The organism is Psychrobacter sp. van23A (assembly GCF_030845275.1).
Taxonomy (GTDB): domain Bacteria; phylum Pseudomonadota; class Gammaproteobacteria; order Pseudomonadales; family Moraxellaceae; genus Psychrobacter; species Psychrobacter faecalis.
In genome coordinates this window covers 2,948,456-2,966,362 of the sequence record NZ_CP132595.1, presented here as the reverse complement: position 1 = coordinate 2,966,362, position 17,907 = coordinate 2,948,456, and the positions used below count along the sequence as shown (strand labels likewise).

Annotated in this window: 17 protein-coding genes; 13 read left to right on the top strand and 4 right to left on the bottom strand. The window is 42.9% G+C overall.

The window, feature by feature from the left end:
• Positions 1 to 260: 260 nt before the first annotated feature.
• The 3 genes from RAH45_RS12605 to RAH45_RS12595 form a co-directional block, all read right to left on the bottom strand.
• Positions 261 to 1,106 carry a metal ABC transporter permease gene (locus RAH45_RS12605; RefSeq protein ID WP_068404270.1) on the bottom strand — a complete coding sequence of 282 codons (846 nt, stop codon included), beginning with the start codon at positions 1,104 to 1,106 and terminating at the stop codon, positions 261 to 263.
• Positions 1,107 to 1,172: 66 nt separating this feature from the next.
• Positions 1,173 to 1,910 carry a metal ABC transporter ATP-binding protein gene (locus tag RAH45_RS12600; RefSeq protein ID WP_082894257.1) on the bottom strand — a complete coding sequence of 246 codons (738 nt, stop codon included), beginning with the start codon at positions 1,908 to 1,910 and terminating at the stop codon, positions 1,173 to 1,175.
• 163 nt (positions 1,911 to 2,073) lie between these two features.
• Complete coding sequence (locus RAH45_RS12595; protein WP_306495334.1) at positions 2,074 to 2,622, bottom strand: transcriptional repressor; 549 nt, start codon at positions 2,620 to 2,622, stop codon at positions 2,074 to 2,076.
• Between the two features lie 310 nt (positions 2,623 to 2,932).
• Between RAH45_RS12595 and RAH45_RS12590 the strand changes: the two genes are divergently transcribed.
• The 13 genes from RAH45_RS12590 to RAH45_RS12530 all read left to right on the top strand — a co-directional run bounded on the left by RAH45_RS12590 (position 2,933) and on the right by RAH45_RS12530 (position 16,146).
• Positions 2,933 to 3,730 carry a metal ABC transporter substrate-binding protein gene (locus RAH45_RS12590; protein WP_227678588.1) on the top strand — a complete coding sequence of 266 codons (798 nt, stop codon included), beginning with the start codon at positions 2,933 to 2,935 and terminating at the stop codon, positions 3,728 to 3,730.
• 325 nt (positions 3,731 to 4,055) lie between these two features.
• Positions 4,056 to 4,463: an ATP synthase subunit I gene (locus tag RAH45_RS12585; RefSeq protein ID WP_068404263.1), complete on the top strand. Its 408-nt coding sequence runs from the start codon at positions 4,056 to 4,058 to the stop codon at positions 4,461 to 4,463.
• A gap of 731 nt (positions 4,464 to 5,194) precedes the next feature.
• Positions 5,195 to 6,061 (top strand): F0F1 ATP synthase subunit A, encoded by an 867-nt coding sequence (gene atpB, locus RAH45_RS12580; RefSeq protein WP_068404261.1) that lies wholly within the window; start codon positions 5,195 to 5,197, stop codon positions 6,059 to 6,061.
• 33 nt (positions 6,062 to 6,094) lie between these two features.
• Complete coding sequence (gene atpE, locus RAH45_RS12575) at positions 6,095 to 6,343, top strand: F0F1 ATP synthase subunit C (protein ID WP_025651437.1); 249 nt, start codon at positions 6,095 to 6,097, stop codon at positions 6,341 to 6,343.
• Between the two features lie 117 nt (positions 6,344 to 6,460).
• On the top strand, positions 6,461 to 6,931 hold the full coding sequence (locus tag RAH45_RS12570; RefSeq protein WP_025651436.1) for a F0F1 ATP synthase subunit B: 471 nt from the start codon (positions 6,461 to 6,463) through the stop codon (positions 6,929 to 6,931).
• Positions 6,932 to 6,944: 13 nt separating this feature from the next.
• A complete protein-coding gene (locus RAH45_RS12565; protein ID WP_068404260.1) occupies positions 6,945 to 7,568 on the top strand; it encodes a F0F1 ATP synthase subunit delta in 624 nt (207 codons plus the stop codon).
• A 91-nt stretch (positions 7,569 to 7,659) separates the two neighbouring features.
• Complete coding sequence (gene atpA / locus RAH45_RS12560; protein WP_068404258.1) at positions 7,660 to 9,204, top strand: F0F1 ATP synthase subunit alpha; 1,545 nt, start codon at positions 7,660 to 7,662, stop codon at positions 9,202 to 9,204.
• Positions 9,205 to 9,450: 246 nt separating this feature from the next.
• On the top strand, positions 9,451 to 10,332 hold the full coding sequence (gene atpG / locus RAH45_RS12555) for a F0F1 ATP synthase subunit gamma (protein ID WP_068404256.1): 882 nt from the start codon (positions 9,451 to 9,453) through the stop codon (positions 10,330 to 10,332).
• 50 nt (positions 10,333 to 10,382) lie between these two features.
• On the top strand, positions 10,383 to 11,816 hold the full coding sequence (gene atpD, locus RAH45_RS12550) for a F0F1 ATP synthase subunit beta (protein ID WP_068404254.1): 1,434 nt from the start codon (positions 10,383 to 10,385) through the stop codon (positions 11,814 to 11,816).
• A 115-nt stretch (positions 11,817 to 11,931) separates the two neighbouring features.
• Positions 11,932 to 12,348: a F0F1 ATP synthase subunit epsilon gene (locus tag RAH45_RS12545; protein ID WP_068404252.1), complete on the top strand. Its 417-nt coding sequence runs from the start codon at positions 11,932 to 11,934 to the stop codon at positions 12,346 to 12,348.
• Between the two features lie 768 nt (positions 12,349 to 13,116).
• A complete protein-coding gene (locus tag RAH45_RS12540) occupies positions 13,117 to 13,833 on the top strand; it encodes a response regulator (protein WP_021812806.1) in 717 nt (238 codons plus the stop codon).
• Between the two features lie 366 nt (positions 13,834 to 14,199).
• On the top strand, positions 14,200 to 15,885 hold the full coding sequence (locus tag RAH45_RS12535) for an ATP-binding protein (RefSeq protein ID WP_068404250.1): 1,686 nt from the start codon (positions 14,200 to 14,202) through the stop codon (positions 15,883 to 15,885).
• Between the two features lie 81 nt (positions 15,886 to 15,966).
• Positions 15,967 to 16,146, top strand: a complete 180-nt coding sequence (locus RAH45_RS12530; protein ID WP_068404248.1) for a hypothetical protein — start codon at positions 15,967 to 15,969, stop codon at positions 16,144 to 16,146.
• 85 nt (positions 16,147 to 16,231) lie between these two features.
• Here RAH45_RS12530 and RAH45_RS12525 read toward each other — a convergent pair whose 3' ends face one another.
• Entirely contained in the window at positions 16,232 to 17,704 is a 1,473-nt protein-coding gene (locus tag RAH45_RS12525; RefSeq protein WP_068404246.1) for an ATP-binding protein, read from the bottom strand.
• Positions 17,705 to 17,907: the final 203 nt, after the last annotated feature.

Here is a 17,907-nt window from a genome sequence, read left to right as displayed (position 1 = left end):
AACGATAATAAATTAAAATATGATGAAACGAAAACATTCGTTAAAAAAACATCTTAGATTGGTACACCAAGAATTTATTAAACCAAATATTCACCAACTATCGCATTGATAGTATTCAGGAAAGTTTATAACATAATGGGCATTAAAGCTCTAGCAATATTGATGAAATAAAGTTCGACAAAGGCCAAGCAAATATCAAAATCACGACCTAAATGTAATGGCTGAGACGTTTAGAAATCTGATGCTATATGTGAATAACGCTAACGGCGTGGGGACCAGAATTTTGCCAAGATGGATTCGGATCCTGATTTTTTGCTTATTAGCTTTGAGATAATGAGCGCCACAAAAAATAAAATAGCCAGTACCAAAACGATAGCAAGCCCCGTTTGGATATCTAGCCAAATGCTGCCCCAAACGCCAAGCGTGACGCCAAGCTGGGCAATGATTAAAGAGATAACAACCATTTGTTTTGGTGATGCCGACCATAAACGTGCTGTTAATGCTGGCAACACCAATAGGCCGCTGATTAATAAACTCCCAACCGCTTGCAAGGCAATAGCACAAAACCCTGCCAATACGCCCATAAAAAACAAGCGCTGGCGTGTTGGATTGATCCCTTGAATGCGTGCCAAAGCTTCGTGGGTGGCAAGCTTGATTTGTGCAGGCCATATATAAATCAGTAATCCTAAGCCCACCAAAACACTTACTGCAATCAACGGCAAATCTGCCCAGTCAAGCTCGAGCAAATTGCCAAATAAAAAACCTAAAACATTGGCTTGCTGATCGGTAAGCTGCGTCAAGGTTAATAAACCTAAACACAGCAGCGATACCGCAACCACGGCCAGCACTGCATCGACTGGCAGACGCTCATCATCGATGAATACCAAGCCCAGTACGACTAAAATACTGACGATGCCAATACCGATGCCCATCGGTAATTGCCACAAAACTGCCAACGCCACACCAAGTAACGTGCCATGTGCCAAGGCATCGGCAAAAAATGCCATGCGCCGCCATAAGACTAGGCAGCCTAAAGGCGCAGAAAGTAGCGCTAAAATACTACCAGCAATCCAAGCAGGAGCTATGATGGCTAACCAAGCGGTCATAATAGATATCCGTAACGTTTTTATAAAAGGAACAAGGCAATTTGCCTAAAAAGCTTGGTTTTTTAATTATATCTCGCTTGGGGCATGGTGCTCACAAGCGTGCGGCTGATGCACATAAGGCTGCTCATAATGATGGCCAAAAAGCTTCTGAAACTCCGAACTAATCGCAAGCTCGCTTGGTTGCCCTTCGCAGCAAATGTGCTTATTCAGACAAATGACTCGACGACTGCCTTTCATCACCCAATGCAAATCGTGTGAAACCACCAGCATGGCACAGCGCAAAAATGCTGGCAGCTCATCGATAAACTGATAGAGCCAAACCTCGGTATCAGGGTCTAGTCCTTGCATCGGCTCATCTAAAATTAATAAATTGGGCTTGTCTAATAAGGCACGCGCCAATAATACTCGCTGGGTTTCACCGCCTGATAAATGCAGCATTTGCCGAGACAATAAATGCGTCAACGATAAATTATCAAAGATAAATTGCCGCTGCTCAGCGCTTAGGCGTTTTTTATCGGCTTGTGCCAATAAATCGCAAACGCGTAACGGTAAAATAGGCGGCACGGCAAAGCGCTGCGGCACATAGCCAAGTTGCAAGTTTTGGTGCGACGTTATCTGCCCACTCGTCGGTTCGATTAAACCTAAAATTAGTTTAACTAAGGTGGATTTGCCCGCGCCATTAGGACCTATCAGACTGACCGTTTCATTAACAGCAATATCAATATCGATATGCGAGAGGATACGTTGCTGCCCGATATGGTAACTGATATCACTTAAGCTCAGCAGTTTAGCCGCGTTAGGCATGGTTTTATCGCTTATATTCATAGCAGAGGGCTTGGTTGGTAAAATTGCTAGGCTCATAGGGCAGTACTGATGTATTAATGATAATTAAGAAATGACAGAATAATAATTTAGCATGAAAGCGTAAACCTAAAATTCAGGTCAAAAATATAAGCAAACCGTTATTTTACTGACACGCTTGGCAACGACCGCTCAATTCAATGACGCTACGCTCGACCATAAAGCCAACGTCTTGCTCTGCAAAGCTCATTATTTCTTGTACCGGCAAACTGCTGCATTCTTGTACCCGCTGACACTGGGCACAGATTAAAAACGCTGCTGTATGTTGGGCGCGTGGATGACAACAAGGCACATAAGCATTAATCGAGGTTAGCTGATGAATCAAACCTTCGCTCAATAAAAACTCCAAGCTGCGATAAACCGTCGGCGGCGCGACATTTTTTGGCGTTTGATTATTTGCTTGATGGCTCGAGCTATCACTTTCTGCTTCAGGCTCGGTAAGGCGCATCTGCTGCAATTGGGTGATTAAATCATAAGCGCCCACTGGTTTATTGGCTTCTAGCACCAGCTGGTAGATTTGTTGACGCAGCGGCGTAAAGCGCGCGCCGCTTGAGCGACATTGCTCTTTGGCTGCTAGTAAACGCTCATTGACATCGGACGCTGTAAAATCTTGCACATCATGGATATGAGCGCAAACAGATGAATGAGTAGACATGCAGCAAACTCCTAAAGATGACCTAGCGGTGTGATGGACAGTATTTTTAATTAATGGATATTTTATAATGGTTTTTTATATTGTTATAGTATAACATACTAAAACGCAAAACAGAGAAGTCCTTTGCATTTATTCACAGGTCTGCTGTTTTATACCAGAATAACGTTGCAAAATATTTATAACTACCTTTGCCAATTATCCTTGAACCTTAAAAGCCGCCATTATGATTCCATTATTTAAAAACTTTATGCATTTAACTCTGCGCTTACAGCGATTTTTCATAACTAGCGTGCTTATATTTGCCTCGTTCATGATGAGCGCGCAAGCGGCAACGGTGAGCGTCAGTAACTATCCGCTGTTTTTATTAAGCCAAGCGGTGACGGAAGGCGCGCCATCAGCCAAGCAATTATTGCAAGCAGGGGAGGTCGGACATCACGGCAGTATCAGTCCCGGCGATATCAAGGCGATTCAAAACAGTAAGTTTGTGGTTTGGTTTGGCGAGCCGCTAGAAAACAACCTCGCCACCACGCTCAATAGCGCGCCCAATGCGATTGCGTTATTTAAATTCGACGCCTTTAATCGTCATCCGCTGCGCGATGTTAAAGGCAAAGCCATTGCTGGCACGCTCGATCCGCATATTTGGCTCGATCCTGAAAACGCTAAAGCCATTACGCGAGCGCTTGCTGTCATTCACAGTCATGCCAATCCGCAATATAAAAAGCTCTATCATGCTAATGCGCAAAAATTTGCCCAGCGCATGAATAAAGCCGTGGCGGCAGCTCATGCAAACCACGCGCAAAAACCTTTGCCGTATTGGGCATATCATGATGCTTATCAATATATGGAAGACAGCGCCAAGTTTCAGTTAATTGGCAGCTTAAGTACCGATCATCATTTAGCGCCAAAAGCCAGTCAATTACGCTGGTTAAATGAGCAGCGCCCAGCAAAACAAATGTGCTTGGTCAGCCCAAATCAGCCTGCTAAAGGTTTGCTGGCGAAATTACAACCGGTTAAAAGTAGCGTGCAAGCGGAAGATATGAGCAACAGTAAAGATTTTATTAGTGGTTGGCAGACAATGGCGCAGCAAATCCGTCAGTGTATTTCCTAAATAAGGGTCAAAAGTAGCGGTCAAGTTCTAATGGCAAGCTGAGCTTTTGAGCTATTTGAAATGACGTAAGTTAAATTAACGGTAGAATAGGTGAATTTAGAGGTGATTAGCGCTACTTTATTGACTCTGTAGAGAGATTTTCAGCGCTAAATAACTAAATGCTTGATAAAAGGCATATTTCACTTGCTTAAAATCTGCTTGCTCCCTATAATAAGTGGCGTTTTATTTTGGTTAAAAGATAACGTCTGTAGAGTGAGCCATTCACGGATAATATTGTCGCAACGGTGTGGCATTGTCCCCACGTTATAGAGCTATAGAAATATCAATGACCAAACCTGCCAAACGCACCCAAAGAGATAAGATTGCTATTTATCTAAAACGCCAAGCATGGATTTTATTTATCCTGATTGTGCTCGGTTGGATAGTAGATGTTACTTGGTTGGGTAATAACGGCAATACGCTTGTTATTGCAAAGAGCAACGCTATTGGGGCGCTACTCAGTTTTGCCACCCAAGCGGTCTTTGCTGGATTTATCTTTTGGTATACCGGATATCGCGCGCGCAGACACATTGTCAGCCAGCTATATCGTGGTCAAATGGTCAAATGGCTACTGACCGTATGTGGTTTTGCACTAATTTTTATTACCATACAACCTCTATCAGCGCCTGCGCTATTCGTCGGTTTTATGGTAATGCAGATTAGTCACAGTTGGATGTTGTGGCAGATACGCTAGATTTAGAACCTATTATAATTTTAATAGCTCAATAATACAGCACGTACATTTGTCATCCTGCGGTCCAGCTTCTCTAAGATTACTGTTATAAAGTCATCAACCAATGATTAAGTGACTGAAAACTGTTTTTACAATAAAAGTATGAATAAAGACGCTTAACTAGATCTAAGCGTAAAAATCGCGATAAGTAACCCTCTCTCTAAGTAGAGTGTTCAAATACAATTAAATTATCGGCTTTGATGGATAGACGCAAAGCCATAGTAGCGAACGTTAACAGCGGTTAACGTATTCATACCGTAAATAAAAAAGTCATAATTGACTTTACACGATTACAACGCTGCATTAATATAGACAGCTAACTGTCTTGCTGCTGAGCACCGTATTGGGTGTGAGGAAAGTAAAGCGAGACAAGTAAACACATACTTAAAAATTTGCGTAGATATGCAAGGGCCATTAATGAATAATCGTGCGCCCTTTTTTGATAGCTAAAATTTATCCATGACTATCAAATTGAGCCGCCGCAATAAAAAAATTGGTTATTCCGCTTAATTATTTAAGAATAACAGAGTAGTTATAGAGCTATGGGTTGGATGTTATTGGTTACATGAGGGCTGTAAGTGTTTTTCTGGATTTGCTTAATGCAGATTAAATAAAACCGCCAACGCCTCATCAGATGACAACCATATTTTTTGGTAGTTGATTAAATCGTTGATTAATAAGAAGCTTACATTATGGCATCCGAGCAAACATCATCAGAATATATCTCTCACCACTTAACGAATTGGACGTACGGCTATCTGCCGGGCGAAGGTTGGAAAGTTGCCCATACTGCTGAAGAAGCAGGATTAATGGGTTTTAAAGCTATCCATCTTGACTCCATGTTATGGTCAATCGGTCTGGGTATTTTATTTTGTGCCATCTTTTGGATGGTTGCCAAAAAAGTTACTTCAGGCGTTCCCGGCAAAACTCAAGCAGCGGTTGAGATGATCGTTGAGTTTGTTGATAACAACGTTCGCGATTCTTATAGTGGTACGTCAAAATTGATTGCGCCGCTAGCGTTGACCATTTTTGTATGGATTTTCTTGATGAACTTGATGGATTTATTGCCTATCGACTTCATTCCAAGTCTAGCAGGTCAAGTTGGCGCTGCGATGGGTCATGATCCACATCACGTGTTCTTCAAGATTGTGCCAACGACTGACCCTAATATCACCCTAGGCATGTCATTTTCTGTCTTTGCGCTGATTATTTACTACAGTATTAAAGAAAAAGGGTTGGGTGGTTTTATTGGTGAGTTAACACTGCATCCGTTTAGCGCCAAAAACCCAATCATGCAAATCATTTTAATCCCCATCAACTTTATCTTAGAGTTTGTTACTTTGATTGCCAAACCCATTTCACTAGGTTTGCGTCTGTTCGGTAACATGTATGCTGGGGAGCTAATCTTCGTATTGATTGCCCTGATGCCGTTTTGGATTCAATGGGCGTTATCGGTGCCGTGGGCGATTTTCCACATCTTAATTATTACCCTTCAAGCGTTCGTATTTATGATGTTGACGATAGTTTATATGTCGCTTGCATCATCAACTGAACATTAATTATACATTCAATAGGTAAATGAGGATACATCAATGGATCCAGTATTAGGTGGTTACACAGTTATCGCAGTAGCACTGCTTATCGGTCTTGGCGCACTTGGCACAGGCATTGGTTTTGCTATTCTAGGCGGCAAGTTCTTAGAAGGTGTTGCACGTCAACCAGAACTTGGTTCACAACTGCAAACTCGTATGTTCATCGTGGCAGGTCTACTTGATGCCGTACCGATGATTGGTGTTGGTATTGCTATGCTATTGTTGTTCGCTAACCCTCTAGCAGGTTAATCAGAAAGCTCAGTTGTAAATGTTTGGTGGTCAAAGTTTGTATATTAAACATAGCCAAAGTTTGGCTATCAAATATGATCAATGAAACTGATTTTTCATTAACAAAGAGGTGATCACGTGAATATCAATTCTACCCTCATCGGTCAAGCCATTGCTTTTGCAATATTTGTGATTTTTTGCATGAAATTCGTGTGGCCACCACTTATCGGTGCCATTAATGAGCGTCAGCGTAAAATTGCTGAAGGCTTAAACGCCGCAGAAAAAGCAAAAGCAGATTTAGCGACCGCGGAGCAAAATGTACAGCAGGAGCTTGATGTTGCAAAAACTAAAGCTGCTGCGCTAATTGAGCAAGCGAACAAGAGCGCCAATCAGCTTGTTGAAGATGCAAAATTGCAAGCCCAAGCGGAAGGCGAACGCATTCGTCAACAAGCGCAAGCCTCTATCGACCAAGAAATCAATCAAGCGCGCGAATCATTGCGTGCCCAAGTTGCTGAACTGGCTGTACTTGGTGCTGAAAAGATTTTGCAAGACAAAGTCGATGTGCAAAAACATGCCAGTATGTTAGACCAACTGGCGGCGAAGCTGTAATTGTGAGGATATCATGGCTGACTTATCAACCTTAGCACGACCGTACGCTAAAGCCGCGTTTGACTATGCCAATGAAAACGGGGTAGTAAATGAGTGGGAAAACTTCTTATTTATTGCCGCTACCGTTGTCAATGACAAGTCGTTCAGTACTTGGCTAGACAATCCAGCTGTTTCTGCTGAGCATAAGTCAGCTGCTTTGGTCGATCTTTATGATACGCAAGTAGCTAGCGCGAATGATTCTGCTTTTAAGCAGTTATTAGGTGAGACCCAAGGGGCTCGTCATGACCAAAACGCCAGCTATCCTAAAGTATCAGTAGCACTTAGTAACTTCGTTAAACAGTTATCAGAACAAGAGCGTCTGGCGCTGCTTCCTGAAGTTTATGAGCATTATCGCCGTCACAAGGCAATAAGCTTAAAGCAGCTTGACGCTTATGTGACCTCTGCTTATCCATTAACTGATGCTCAGCGTCAGACGCTGCAAACGCGTCTTGCTGACTCGCTCAATGCGAGCGTGGTGATTCACGAGTCGGTTGATCCAAGTCTATTGGCGGGCGCTACGATTAAAGTCGGTGACAAAGTTATCGATGATTCGATGCGTGGCAAGTTACAACAGTTAAAAACACAGCTAACGGCCTAATGCCAATCATCCGTGCAGCTTACTAAAGCTTGCGTGATATAAGAGCATTTAAGTCAGTGGCGGGTTATCATAAATTAAAGGAAACAAGGCAATGCAACAATTGAATCCAGCGGAAATCAGTAATCTGATTAAGCAGCGTATTCAAGACCTTGATGCGGGTGCAACTGCAAAGAATGAAGGCACGATTGTCAAAGTATCTGACGGTATCGTGCAGATTCATGGTCTTGAAGATGCCATGTACGGCGAAATGATTGAGTTTGAAGGTGAAATCTACGGAATGGCGCTTAACTTAGAGCGTGATTCTGTTGGTGCAGTAGTATTAGGCGACTTCCTAAAACTACAAGAAGGTCAAAAAGCCTATTGTACTGGTCGCATTTTGGAGGTACCCGTAGGTCCTGAGTTGCTAGGCCGTGTTGTTGATGCGTTAGGTAACCCTATTGATGGCAAAGGTCCTATCGATGCCAAGATGACTGATAAAGTCGAAAAAATCGCCCCAGGCGTAATCGACCGTCAATCAGTTGATCAACCAGTCATGACTGGTTATAAAGCCGTTGATACCATGATTCCAATCGGTCGTGGTCAGCGTGAGCTTATCATTGGTGACCGTCAGACGGGTAAAACCGCGATGGCTATCGATGCGATCATTGCGCAAAAAGCATCTGGTATTAAATGTGTATACGTCGCAATCGGTCAAAAACGTTCTACCATTGCTAACGTGGTACGTAAGCTTGAGCAAACTGGTGCCCTTGAATATACCACTGTGGTGGTCGCTTCAGCGTCAGAACCAGCAGCACTTCAATATATCGCACCGTACTCAGGTTGTACGATGGGCGAATACTTCCGTGACCGCGGCGAAGATGCACTGATTGTTTTTGATGATTTATCAAAACAAGCCGTTGCTTATCGTCAGATTTCACTATTGCTACGTCGTCCGCCAGGTCGTGAAGCCTATCCTGGTGACGTATTCTACTTACACTCACGTTTACTTGAGCGTGCATCACGCGTAAACGCGGCATACGTAGAAAAATTCACCAACGGTGAAGTGGTTGGTAAAACCGGTTCTTTGACCGCGCTACCTATCATTGAAACTCAAGCTGGTGACGTCTCTGCATTCGTACCAACCAACGTGATTTCAATCACTGATGGTCAGATTTTCTTAGAGTCTAGCTTATTTAACTCAGGTATCCGTCCAGCAGTCAACGCTGGTATCTCGGTATCGCGTGTTGGTGGAGCTGCTCAGACGAAGATTATCAAAAAGCTGTCTGGTGGTATCCGTACTGCATTAGCTCAGTATCGTGAATTGGCAGCATTTGCTCAGTTTGCATCAGACCTTGATGATGCGACTCGCGAACAGCTTGATCATGGTGAGCGCGTGACTGAATTGATGAAGCAAAAACAATATCAGCCAATGTCTATCTCTGAGCAAGCCGCCGTTATTTATGCGTCGAACGAAGGCTTCTTAGCAGACGTTCCTGTTGAAAAAATTGGTTCTTTTGAAGAAGCTTACTTACGCTATATGCATGATGAGCAGAGTGAATTGATGCGTGAGATTGATGACACTGCGAATTATAATGATGATATCGCAGGTCGTTTAAAGTCATCTTTAGAGACCTTTAAACAAAATCACAGTTATTAATTTAACGGGTTAAACCTGAAGTGGTTAGCGCTCTGCTTTAGAGCGCAAAAAGTGGCGTATTATCTGAAAAATTTTAAGTATAGAGATTTTCCTTTAAGATAATCGCGCCGCTATTTTAACCAATAAAGGTCTAAGATTGCGTCATGCCACAAGATGTAAAGACATTATTTCGATAAGTTCAGTGTTTTATATTAAATGATTGTTGCATACGCCCATGCTTTTTAACCCTCTTATATTGGAATCATTATGGCAAGCTTAAAAGAGATACGTGCCAAAGTCACCAGTATTAAAAGTACCCAGAAAATTACTCGCGCTATGCAAATGGTAGCCGCTAGTAAAATGCGCCGTGCCCAAGAGCGCATGGAAGTGGGTCGCCCGTATGCTGATAGTATGCGCCGGGTTATTTCGCATTTGGTGCATGCCTCATCAGATTACAAACACCCATATATGGTCTCGCGTCCCGTTGATAAAGTTGGCTATATCGTCATCACATCAGATCGCGGCCTAGCGGGTGGTTTGAATATTAACCTATTCAAAGCTTTATCTAAAAGCATTCAGCAGTATCAAGACCAGTCCGTACAAGCCGAGTTTGCCGTTATTGGTGCTAAAGGCGTGAGTTTCTTTAAAAACTTCGGTGGTAAAGTCACTTCAGCCGTTACTGACTATGGTGATAAACCGACGTTTGAGCAATTAAACGCGCCAGTGCAAGCGATGTTAGAAGACTATAGCAACGGTAAATTAGACCGTATTTATGTGGTCTATAACCAGTTTGTCAACGCCATGACTCAAAAACCGATTGTCAACCAATTGGTACCTTTACCAGAGGGTTCATTTGGTGATGAAGAAAGTGGTATACAAACAGAGCTGAGCTGGGATTATATCTACGAGCCTGACATTAAAACCTTGATTGATGAATTACTTGGTCGCTATATCGAGTCGATTGTCTATCAAGCGGTAATGGAAAACATTGCCTCTGAGCAGTCTTCACGTATGGTTGCGATGAAAGCGGCAACAGATAATGCTGGTGACCTAATTAACGATTTACAGTTGGTTTATAATAAGCTGCGTCAAGCGGCGATTACCCGAGAAATCTCGGAGATCGTTGGCGGTGCTGCTGCTGTTTCATAATTGAAACCCTTTATAAAACCCACTATATACAGAAGTTCAAGGAGAACGCAATGAGTAGCGGTCGTATTGTACAGATTATTGGCGCGGTTCTTGACGTTGAGTTTGACCGTAACGAAGTTCCTCAAATTTTTGATGCCTTGCAAGTAGACGGCACTGAAACCACCCTAGAAGTACAGCAACAGCTAGGTGATGGTATCGTACGTACTATTGCGATGGGTTCAACCGAAGGTTTAAAACGTAACCTACCAGTGACCAACACAGGCGCACCTATTTCTGTACCAGTCGGTATGGGTACCTTAGGTCGCATCATGGATGTTCTTGGTCGTCCTATCGATGAAGAAGGTCCGGTCGCAGCAGATGAGCGCTGGTCTATTCACCGTGAAGCCCCAAGCTATGCAGAACAGTCAAACAGTACTGAGCTGCTAGAGACTGGTATTAAAGTTATCGATTTGCTTTGCCCGTTTGCGAAAGGTGGTAAAGTTGGTCTGTTTGGTGGTGCTGGTGTTGGTAAAACCGTCAACATGATGGAGTTGATCAACAACATCGCCCTTAAACACGAAGGTCTATCCGTGTTTGCTGGTGTCGGTGAGCGTACCCGTGAAGGTAACGACTTCTATCACGAAATGCAAGAGGCTGGTGTTGTCAACGTTGAAGACTTTAGCAAATCTAAAGTTGCGATGGTATATGGTCAGATGAATGAGCCACCAGGTAACCGTTTACGTGTTGCACTGTCTGGTTTGACCATGGCTGAGTACTTCCGTGATACCAAAGATCCTGCCACTGGCAAAGGTCGTGACGTATTATTGTTCGTTGATAACATCTATCGTTATACGCTAGCGGGTACTGAAGTATCGGCACTGCTAGGCCGTATGCCATCAGCGGTTGGTTATCAGCCAACGCTAGCTGAAGAGATGGGTATGCTGCAAGAGCGTATTACTTCAACGCAATCAGGTTCAATTACTTCGGTACAAGCGGTATATGTACCTGCGGATGACTTGACCGATCCATCACCAGCAACGACGTTTGCTCACTTGGATGCGACAGTGGTACTAAGCCGTGATATCGCTTCACAAGGTATCTATCCTGCGGTTGATCCACTAGATTCAACCTCACGTCAGCTTGACCCATTGGTTATCGGTGAAGAGCATTACAACGTTGCGCGTGGTGTTCAAGAAGTGTTACAGCGTTATAAAGAGCTAAAAGACATCATCGCCATTCTAGGTATGGATGAGTTGTCAGAAGAAGATAAACTGGTCGTTTATCGCGCTCGTAAGATTCAGCGCTTCTTGTCACAGCCATTCCACGTAGCGGAAGTCTTTACTGGTGCTCCTGGTAAATATGTGCCATTACGCGATACCATTGCTAGCTTTAAAGCAATCATCGCTGGTGAGTACGATGATCTACCAGAGCAAGCTTTCTATATGGCAGGCGGCATCGACGAAGTTGTTGCTAAAGCAGAAAAAATGAAGTCTTCTGCAGCGTAAGTGGTATTGGTATGGGCTAACGAGTAGGTATAATATAACCTTTATATCTACTCCTCAGTAACGCATCGCAGTTTTTAATGTTTTTTGATCGCGCTTTGATGGTAAGGAATTAAGTATGGCAACATTACAATGTCGCGTCGTAAGTGCTCGTGAAGAGTTGTATTCAGGCGAAATTAGCATGTTAATAGCTAGTGGTACCGAAGGCGAAATTGGTATATTGCCAGGTCACACCCCGCTTATTACTTTGCTAAAACCCGGTCCGATGCGCGTACAAACACCTAACGGTGGAGAAGAAGTCATTTATGTATCTGGCGGTGTGTTAGAAGTACAACCAAAAATGGTCACCGTACTTGCTGATACCGCGATGCGTGCACACAATCTTGATGAGAGTAAAATCGTTGAAGCACGTAAGAAAGCTGAGCAAATGCTGGTCAACCAATCTGATACCGTACAAACCAATGCGGCATTAGCGTCATTGGCAGAATCAGTCGCCCAGCTGCAGACTATTCGTAAATATAAAAACCGCGCCTAGCACATTGTTACGCTTTAGTTTTTGTTATAAACATAAAAACAGTCCATTAGGGACTGTTTTTTTATGCCTGTTCTTCTAATAGTTAGCTTTTTAGTAGTTAGCGCTTAATATTTGCCATAGCTCAGACATTTACTATAGTGAGTGAAAAGTAATATCGATACAGCACGCACTGCTGATATCAGTTTTTCTTGCTTACTGTGCTTGCCGCAGACAGAGGCTACAAAAAATTGATATCAGCAATACCGTAGCGTTTTTAGGATATTTTGCCTATATTTGAAATATCTCCTAGGTTATGCAATATTTATCAAAAACTAAACTGATTTTCATAAAATGATGGAAAAGTGACTAGCGGCAACGCAGATATATGGTTATATTAGAGCGTAGCAACCACGTTTTTTCTTTTAAAAGTTTATTAGCTTTTTTAACGATATTTAACGACATTTATTATTTCGGCTTTTAAAGCGTTGGTTCGATATAAGACCAGTAGAATGATTGAATAAAATTTATCCTATGCCTTTTAAAGTTAATAAGAGGTATAATTTTTGGACGCAAACTAACGTTTTATAGGACGTAGTTTATAGGTTTTGTTACCAACTATAAGCTATAGTATAGGAAGCTGTGTGTTTAATAGTATACTGTGCTACCAAGTTTGTAACCGTGTTACGGTCACTGCCTGTATTGGCTTACAAATTGATTGAGTTACGGTGCTATTAATTTACCGCTCTTATTTTCACCGCTTTTAAATAAGATGTATTAGAGGATATAACAATGACAACGAATGAAGAAGACAACACCCCCCGAATCTTGATTGTTGAGGATGACGAGCGCTTAGCTATGTTGACCCAAGATTACTTGGTTAAAAATGGTTTAGAAGTGGCAATTGAAACCGATGGTAATCGCGCCATTCGCCGTATTGTCAATGAACAACCAGATTTGGTCGTACTTGATGTCATGCTTCCTGGTAGCGATGGCTTGACGGTATGCCGTGAAGTACGTCCCCACTATCAGAATCCTATTTTGATGCTGACCGCGCGCACAGAAGACATGGATCAGGTTTTGGGTCTTGAAATGGGCGCTGATGACTATGTCGCTAAGCCTGCGCAGCCACGTGTATTGCTTGCCCGTATCCGTGCTTTATTACGCCGCTCAGAAAATGCGCCATCAGAAGATGTGCCGCAGCGTCTTGAGTTTGGTGAGTTGGTTATCGATAACGGTGGTCGCTCAGTGAATTTGGGTGATGAATTGGTTGATTTCACCAGTGCCGAATATGATTTATTATGGTTACTTGCGTCTAATGCTGGTCGTATCTTGTCACGTGAAGATATCTTTGAGCGTCTACGGGGTATCGAATATGACGGTCAAGATCGCTCAATCGACGTACGTATCTCGCGTATCCGTCCAAAAATTGGTGATGATCCAGAAAATCCTAAACGTATCAAAACCGTGCGCAGTAAAGGCTATTTGTTCGTTAAAGAAGGCAATTAACAGCGTATTGTTAATGCAATTCTCTTTACTAAAATACTTTTTAATAAAAAACCAGCGTAAAGCTGGTTTTTTATGGTCTAAACTTTAATTTTTAAACTTAAATGCTGCGTTATGTGGTTTAATTGAGCGATAATTATGGATGCTAGATTAATAGTATAGTGAGTGAAAAGTAATATCGATACATCATGTACTGCTAATATCAATTTTTCTTGCTTGCTGTGCCTGCGCAGACAGAGGCTACAAAAAATTGATATCAGCAACACTGTAGCGTTTTTAGGATATTTTGATTATATGAGATAAATTGCGCTGCAAGAATTTCTCTTCTTCCTTTATCAATAATTTTTTATTAGGTTGGTCACGGCACGTATGTCATTAGTTTCTTCTCTTAAACACAGTATCTTTGTTCGTATTTATGCTGGACTGCTCATTGTCTGTTTGTGTGTGGCATTATTTGCGCAATTGTTGATGGATACGATCAATAAAGAACGCGTCCAATCTTACCGCGAAAATATGGCTACGGGCGCTTTTCATATCGTTGCTGAAGGCATTGCCCATCAAGAAAGCGAATCGCAGCGTGAGTATTGGCTGTCGGATGCTAGTAGCTTATTTGGCGCAGAATTTAACATTGTGCCTATTAACGAGGTCGATTTTAATGCCAGTGAGCTGCGCCGTTTTGAAAAAGGCAATACCGTCGTTCGCTATGTTGCCCAGCCTATTTACGCCGATGTTTATTATCGCTTGCCAGACAACGAGAGTGTTTTAACCGCACGTATCTCGCAAGTGACCGAGCAGCAAGTACGCGCTATCGCGGTATTTTTGCTCGATGATTTGTCTTATTACGCGACTTTATCCGATAAGCGTGCGCGTTTGGCAGAACTAGAAGAAAAATTCTCTTTTCCATTAGAATTTAGAGCGATCAATACCCTTAATTTAGACCCCGATCAAATGGCACGCTTACGCCGCGATGAGGTCGTCATCTTATTACAAGATACCAATACCAGTAAAAGTAATTCGTCGATTAAAGTGGTCGTGCCGTCTGAAATCAATGATATGGCGATTTTAATCGGGCCGGTACCTTTGTTTAACTGGTTCCCGCTCAATCTGATTGTCAGTATGATTTTGATCAGTATGTTCCTGATCAGCTTAGGCGTGTATGCGCTTATTTTCCCGCTAGAGCGCAAGCTGCAACTGATTCAAGTGGGCGTTAACGAAGTCAGTAAAGGCAATCTTGATATCAAAGTGCAGGTTATCGGACAAGATGAAATTGCGCGTCTATCCGCGACCTTTAATGCGATGACGGCACATATTAAGCGTTTGATTGAATCGCAGCGCGAGCTGACGCGGGCAGTATCGCACGAACTGCGAACGCCGGTTGCACGTATTCGTTTCGCTGTCGATATGCTGGCAGATACCGATGATGAAGATTCGCGCTTTATGCAGCGTGATTATATTGATGAAGATATCGAAGCGTTAAATGGTTTGATTGATGAGATTTTAACGTACGCCAAACTTGAAGAAGGCTCACCAAAACTGGATTTAGAACCGGTCAATCTGCGCGAGTTGCTTGAGCAAATTGAGCGTGAAACCAATGCTTTAGGCAAACCGATTAAGATAGTAACCAATCTGCCAAATGCGAAAGTGACAGCGGTTGCGGATAGACGTTACCTGCACCGGGTGATTCAGAACTTAGCCGGAAATGCTTTACGTTATGCCGAAACCACGATTATCATTAGTGCGGGAGTGAAAAAAGGCAATGCTTTTGTCAGCGTAGAAGATGATGGGCACGGTATTCCTGAAGCCGACCGTGAAAAAGTCTTTATACCATTTTCACGCTTGGACGATAGTCGTACACGTGCCTCAGGTGGTTATGGTTTGGGCTTGTCTATCGTATCGCGTATCGCTTTTTGGTTTAATGGCAATATGAAAGTAGACGAGAGCCGTGAGCTTGGCGGCGCACGCTTTGTCATGACTTGGCCGATTAAACCATTGACCCAAGTCCTTGCTGCCGATGAGTTGACGCAAGAAAAAAGTGAACGCGATTTCGATGCTTAATCTTTTATAATGACCGATAAATTGATATTGATAATTTATTAAAATGATTGAAATGAGCTTAATAGTAAAGGAGGGCAAAGGATGCCGTATTTATTTGGTGGTTTAGTGGTATTGAACGCAGCAGCGCTTGGGTATTATTTATTTTTGCAGCAGCCAACCAGCACTGAGACGCTAAAGGCTGCGCAGCAAGAAATAACCCAGCCTTTAACCTTTAGCAATAGTGCCGAGTACATTCCTCCAGTTATTGGTACTAAAAAGTAGGGCTATTAAAGTGGCCAATAACGATCAGTTATTAGCCACACTCTGATGTTGTCTGTTATTTCTATTTATTTAACGTTCATTTATTTTATTGGTCGTCTATATTGGTAGTAGCATTAAATGGTTTATCATTATCAGCAGCCAATGGCGGCTCTCCGGCAACTTTAGAAATAAGTGGGATACGAACACAGACTTGTAGACCGCCATCTGGATGATTGATGGCCTCGACCGTCCCATGATGCAAACGCGCGATACGATCGACAATTGCTAAACCAAGTCCGCTACCCTGAGTAGTACGCGCTGACTCCCCGCGCTCAAACGGTTGCATGATACGCTCTAATTGGTCTTCTGCGACGCCCGCACCGCAGTCGCGCACGCATATCAATAACTGCTCTTTTGCTTCTTTATTGACCTCATTTTCAGTCACTACATCGCTGTCTTCTACTACCGTTTTTTCTATGAATGTCGGCACCACGGTAGCGGATAAATAAATGGGCGGTTTGCCGTAACGTTTGGCGTTATTGACCAAGTTAATCACCAAGCGTTTGATAGACATTGGCCGCACGGGCACCATTTTTTGACATTCGGATTGATAAATAAACTCTAGCGGCGCAAATTGCACCATAATTTCATTAAATATGGTGTCCAAATTGGTCAGGCGCACTGGCTCATCGGAACCGTCTTTCATAAAGGAAATAAACTGCTCCAAAATCGCATCCATATCTTCGATATCGTAAATCAAACCTTCTCGAAAAAATTCATCAGGCAGCATCTCAGCGGTTAAACGCATACGGGTCAGCGGCGTGCGCAAGTCGTGCGAGATACCCGCCAGCATAATCGTCCGCTCTTTTTGTGCTTGATTGAGGGTAGTAAATAAGCGATTAAATGCCATATTGACTTGGCGGATCTCAGTGGGACCATTATGGGTCGGTAAAGTGGTAGCGTGGCCGAGGCGAATATAGTTGGTCGCCGCGCGCTGCAAATAGCGTAGTGGACGATTTAATTGCCGCGCTAATAAAATAATGGTCAGCAAGGTTAAAATTGGTAGGCCAACTAAAAACAATACTAATAAAGCGGGACTGTACTGCGAATAATACACCACCGGCTCGCGAATCCAAAAGCTGGTATCGCGACTGTCTTGCACCCACAGCTGCGGCGTTGGTTTAAACTTAAAATATACCTCTACTGGACGACCCAGTTGCGCGCCAATTTCGCGCTGCAATACATCGGTAAAGACGCCAACAAACGCCTTATCTTCTATCACCGGAAAATCGCTAGGATTATTGACCACCACCACATGCGAATGCTGATAAATCCATTGCCGGACGGCCGGCACATTTTTCCAGTCTTTATTGACGCTGTTCATCAAGCGTAATTCACTGGTCAGATAGCGCGCATGATTTTTAAGCTCTGGCAAATACAGACTGCGCCAAAAAAACGAAATCGACACCCCGACGCTAATAATGACGATAAAAGCGACCATCAAGGTGGTGAGCCAACTGTTAGAGTAGGAGCGTGCGAGCCAACCTTTGCGCTGTGGCTGTGATTTTGCGGTGGTCATATATATCCAAAAAATTAATCAAAATATGGGTAAGGTGATTTTCTTTAAAATGGCAGCTAAAGCAGGTAAGTAAGGTATTTTTATTGAATGTCTCTATAAATTAAATATCTAGATAAAAAGTAACTCGCTGTATGCGCGCTTACAAGCTTATGTTTTATGGATTTCTATCACTGCTATTGTTGGTAGCATAGCATAATCAAATA

Excerpts from the sequence above, each read along its gene's own strand:
- RAH45_RS12600 (WP_082894257.1), bottom strand. The coding sequence starts at position 1,910 with ATGCCTAACGCGGCTAAACTGCTGAGCTTAAGTGATATCAGTTACCAT.
- atpE (WP_025651437.1), top strand. The coding sequence starts at position 6,095 with ATGGATCCAGTATTAGGTGGTTACACAGTTATCGCAGTAGCACTGCTT.
- RAH45_RS12585 (WP_068404263.1), top strand. The coding sequence starts at position 4,056 with ATGACCAAACCTGCCAAACGCACCCAAAGAGATAAGATTGCTATTTAT.
- atpA (WP_068404258.1), top strand. The coding sequence starts at position 7,660 with ATGCAACAATTGAATCCAGCGGAAATCAGTAATCTGATTAAGCAGCGT.
- RAH45_RS12565 (WP_068404260.1), top strand. The coding sequence starts at position 6,945 with ATGGCTGACTTATCAACCTTAGCACGACCGTACGCTAAAGCCGCGTTT.
- atpG (WP_068404256.1), top strand. The coding sequence starts at position 9,451 with ATGGCAAGCTTAAAAGAGATACGTGCCAAAGTCACCAGTATTAAAAGT.
- RAH45_RS12595 (WP_306495334.1), bottom strand. The coding sequence starts at position 2,622 with ATGTCTACTCATTCATCTGTTTGCGCTCATATCCATGATGTGCAAGAT.
- RAH45_RS12605 (WP_068404270.1), bottom strand. The coding sequence starts at position 1,106 with ATGACCGCTTGGTTAGCCATCATAGCTCCTGCTTGGATTGCTGGTAGT.
- RAH45_RS12545 (WP_068404252.1), top strand. The coding sequence starts at position 11,932 with ATGGCAACATTACAATGTCGCGTCGTAAGTGCTCGTGAAGAGTTGTAT.
- RAH45_RS12525 (WP_068404246.1), bottom strand. The coding sequence starts at position 17,704 with ATGACCACCGCAAAATCACAGCCACAGCGCAAAGGTTGGCTCGCACGC.
- RAH45_RS12540 (WP_021812806.1), top strand. The coding sequence starts at position 13,117 with ATGACAACGAATGAAGAAGACAACACCCCCCGAATCTTGATTGTTGAG.
- atpD (WP_068404254.1), top strand. The coding sequence starts at position 10,383 with ATGAGTAGCGGTCGTATTGTACAGATTATTGGCGCGGTTCTTGACGTT.
- RAH45_RS12535 (WP_068404250.1), top strand. The coding sequence starts at position 14,200 with ATGTCATTAGTTTCTTCTCTTAAACACAGTATCTTTGTTCGTATTTAT.
- RAH45_RS12590 (WP_227678588.1), top strand. The coding sequence starts at position 2,933 with ATGATGAGCGCGCAAGCGGCAACGGTGAGCGTCAGTAACTATCCGCTG.
- atpB (WP_068404261.1), top strand. The coding sequence starts at position 5,195 with ATGGCATCCGAGCAAACATCATCAGAATATATCTCTCACCACTTAACG.
- RAH45_RS12530 (WP_068404248.1), top strand. The coding sequence starts at position 15,967 with ATGCCGTATTTATTTGGTGGTTTAGTGGTATTGAACGCAGCAGCGCTT.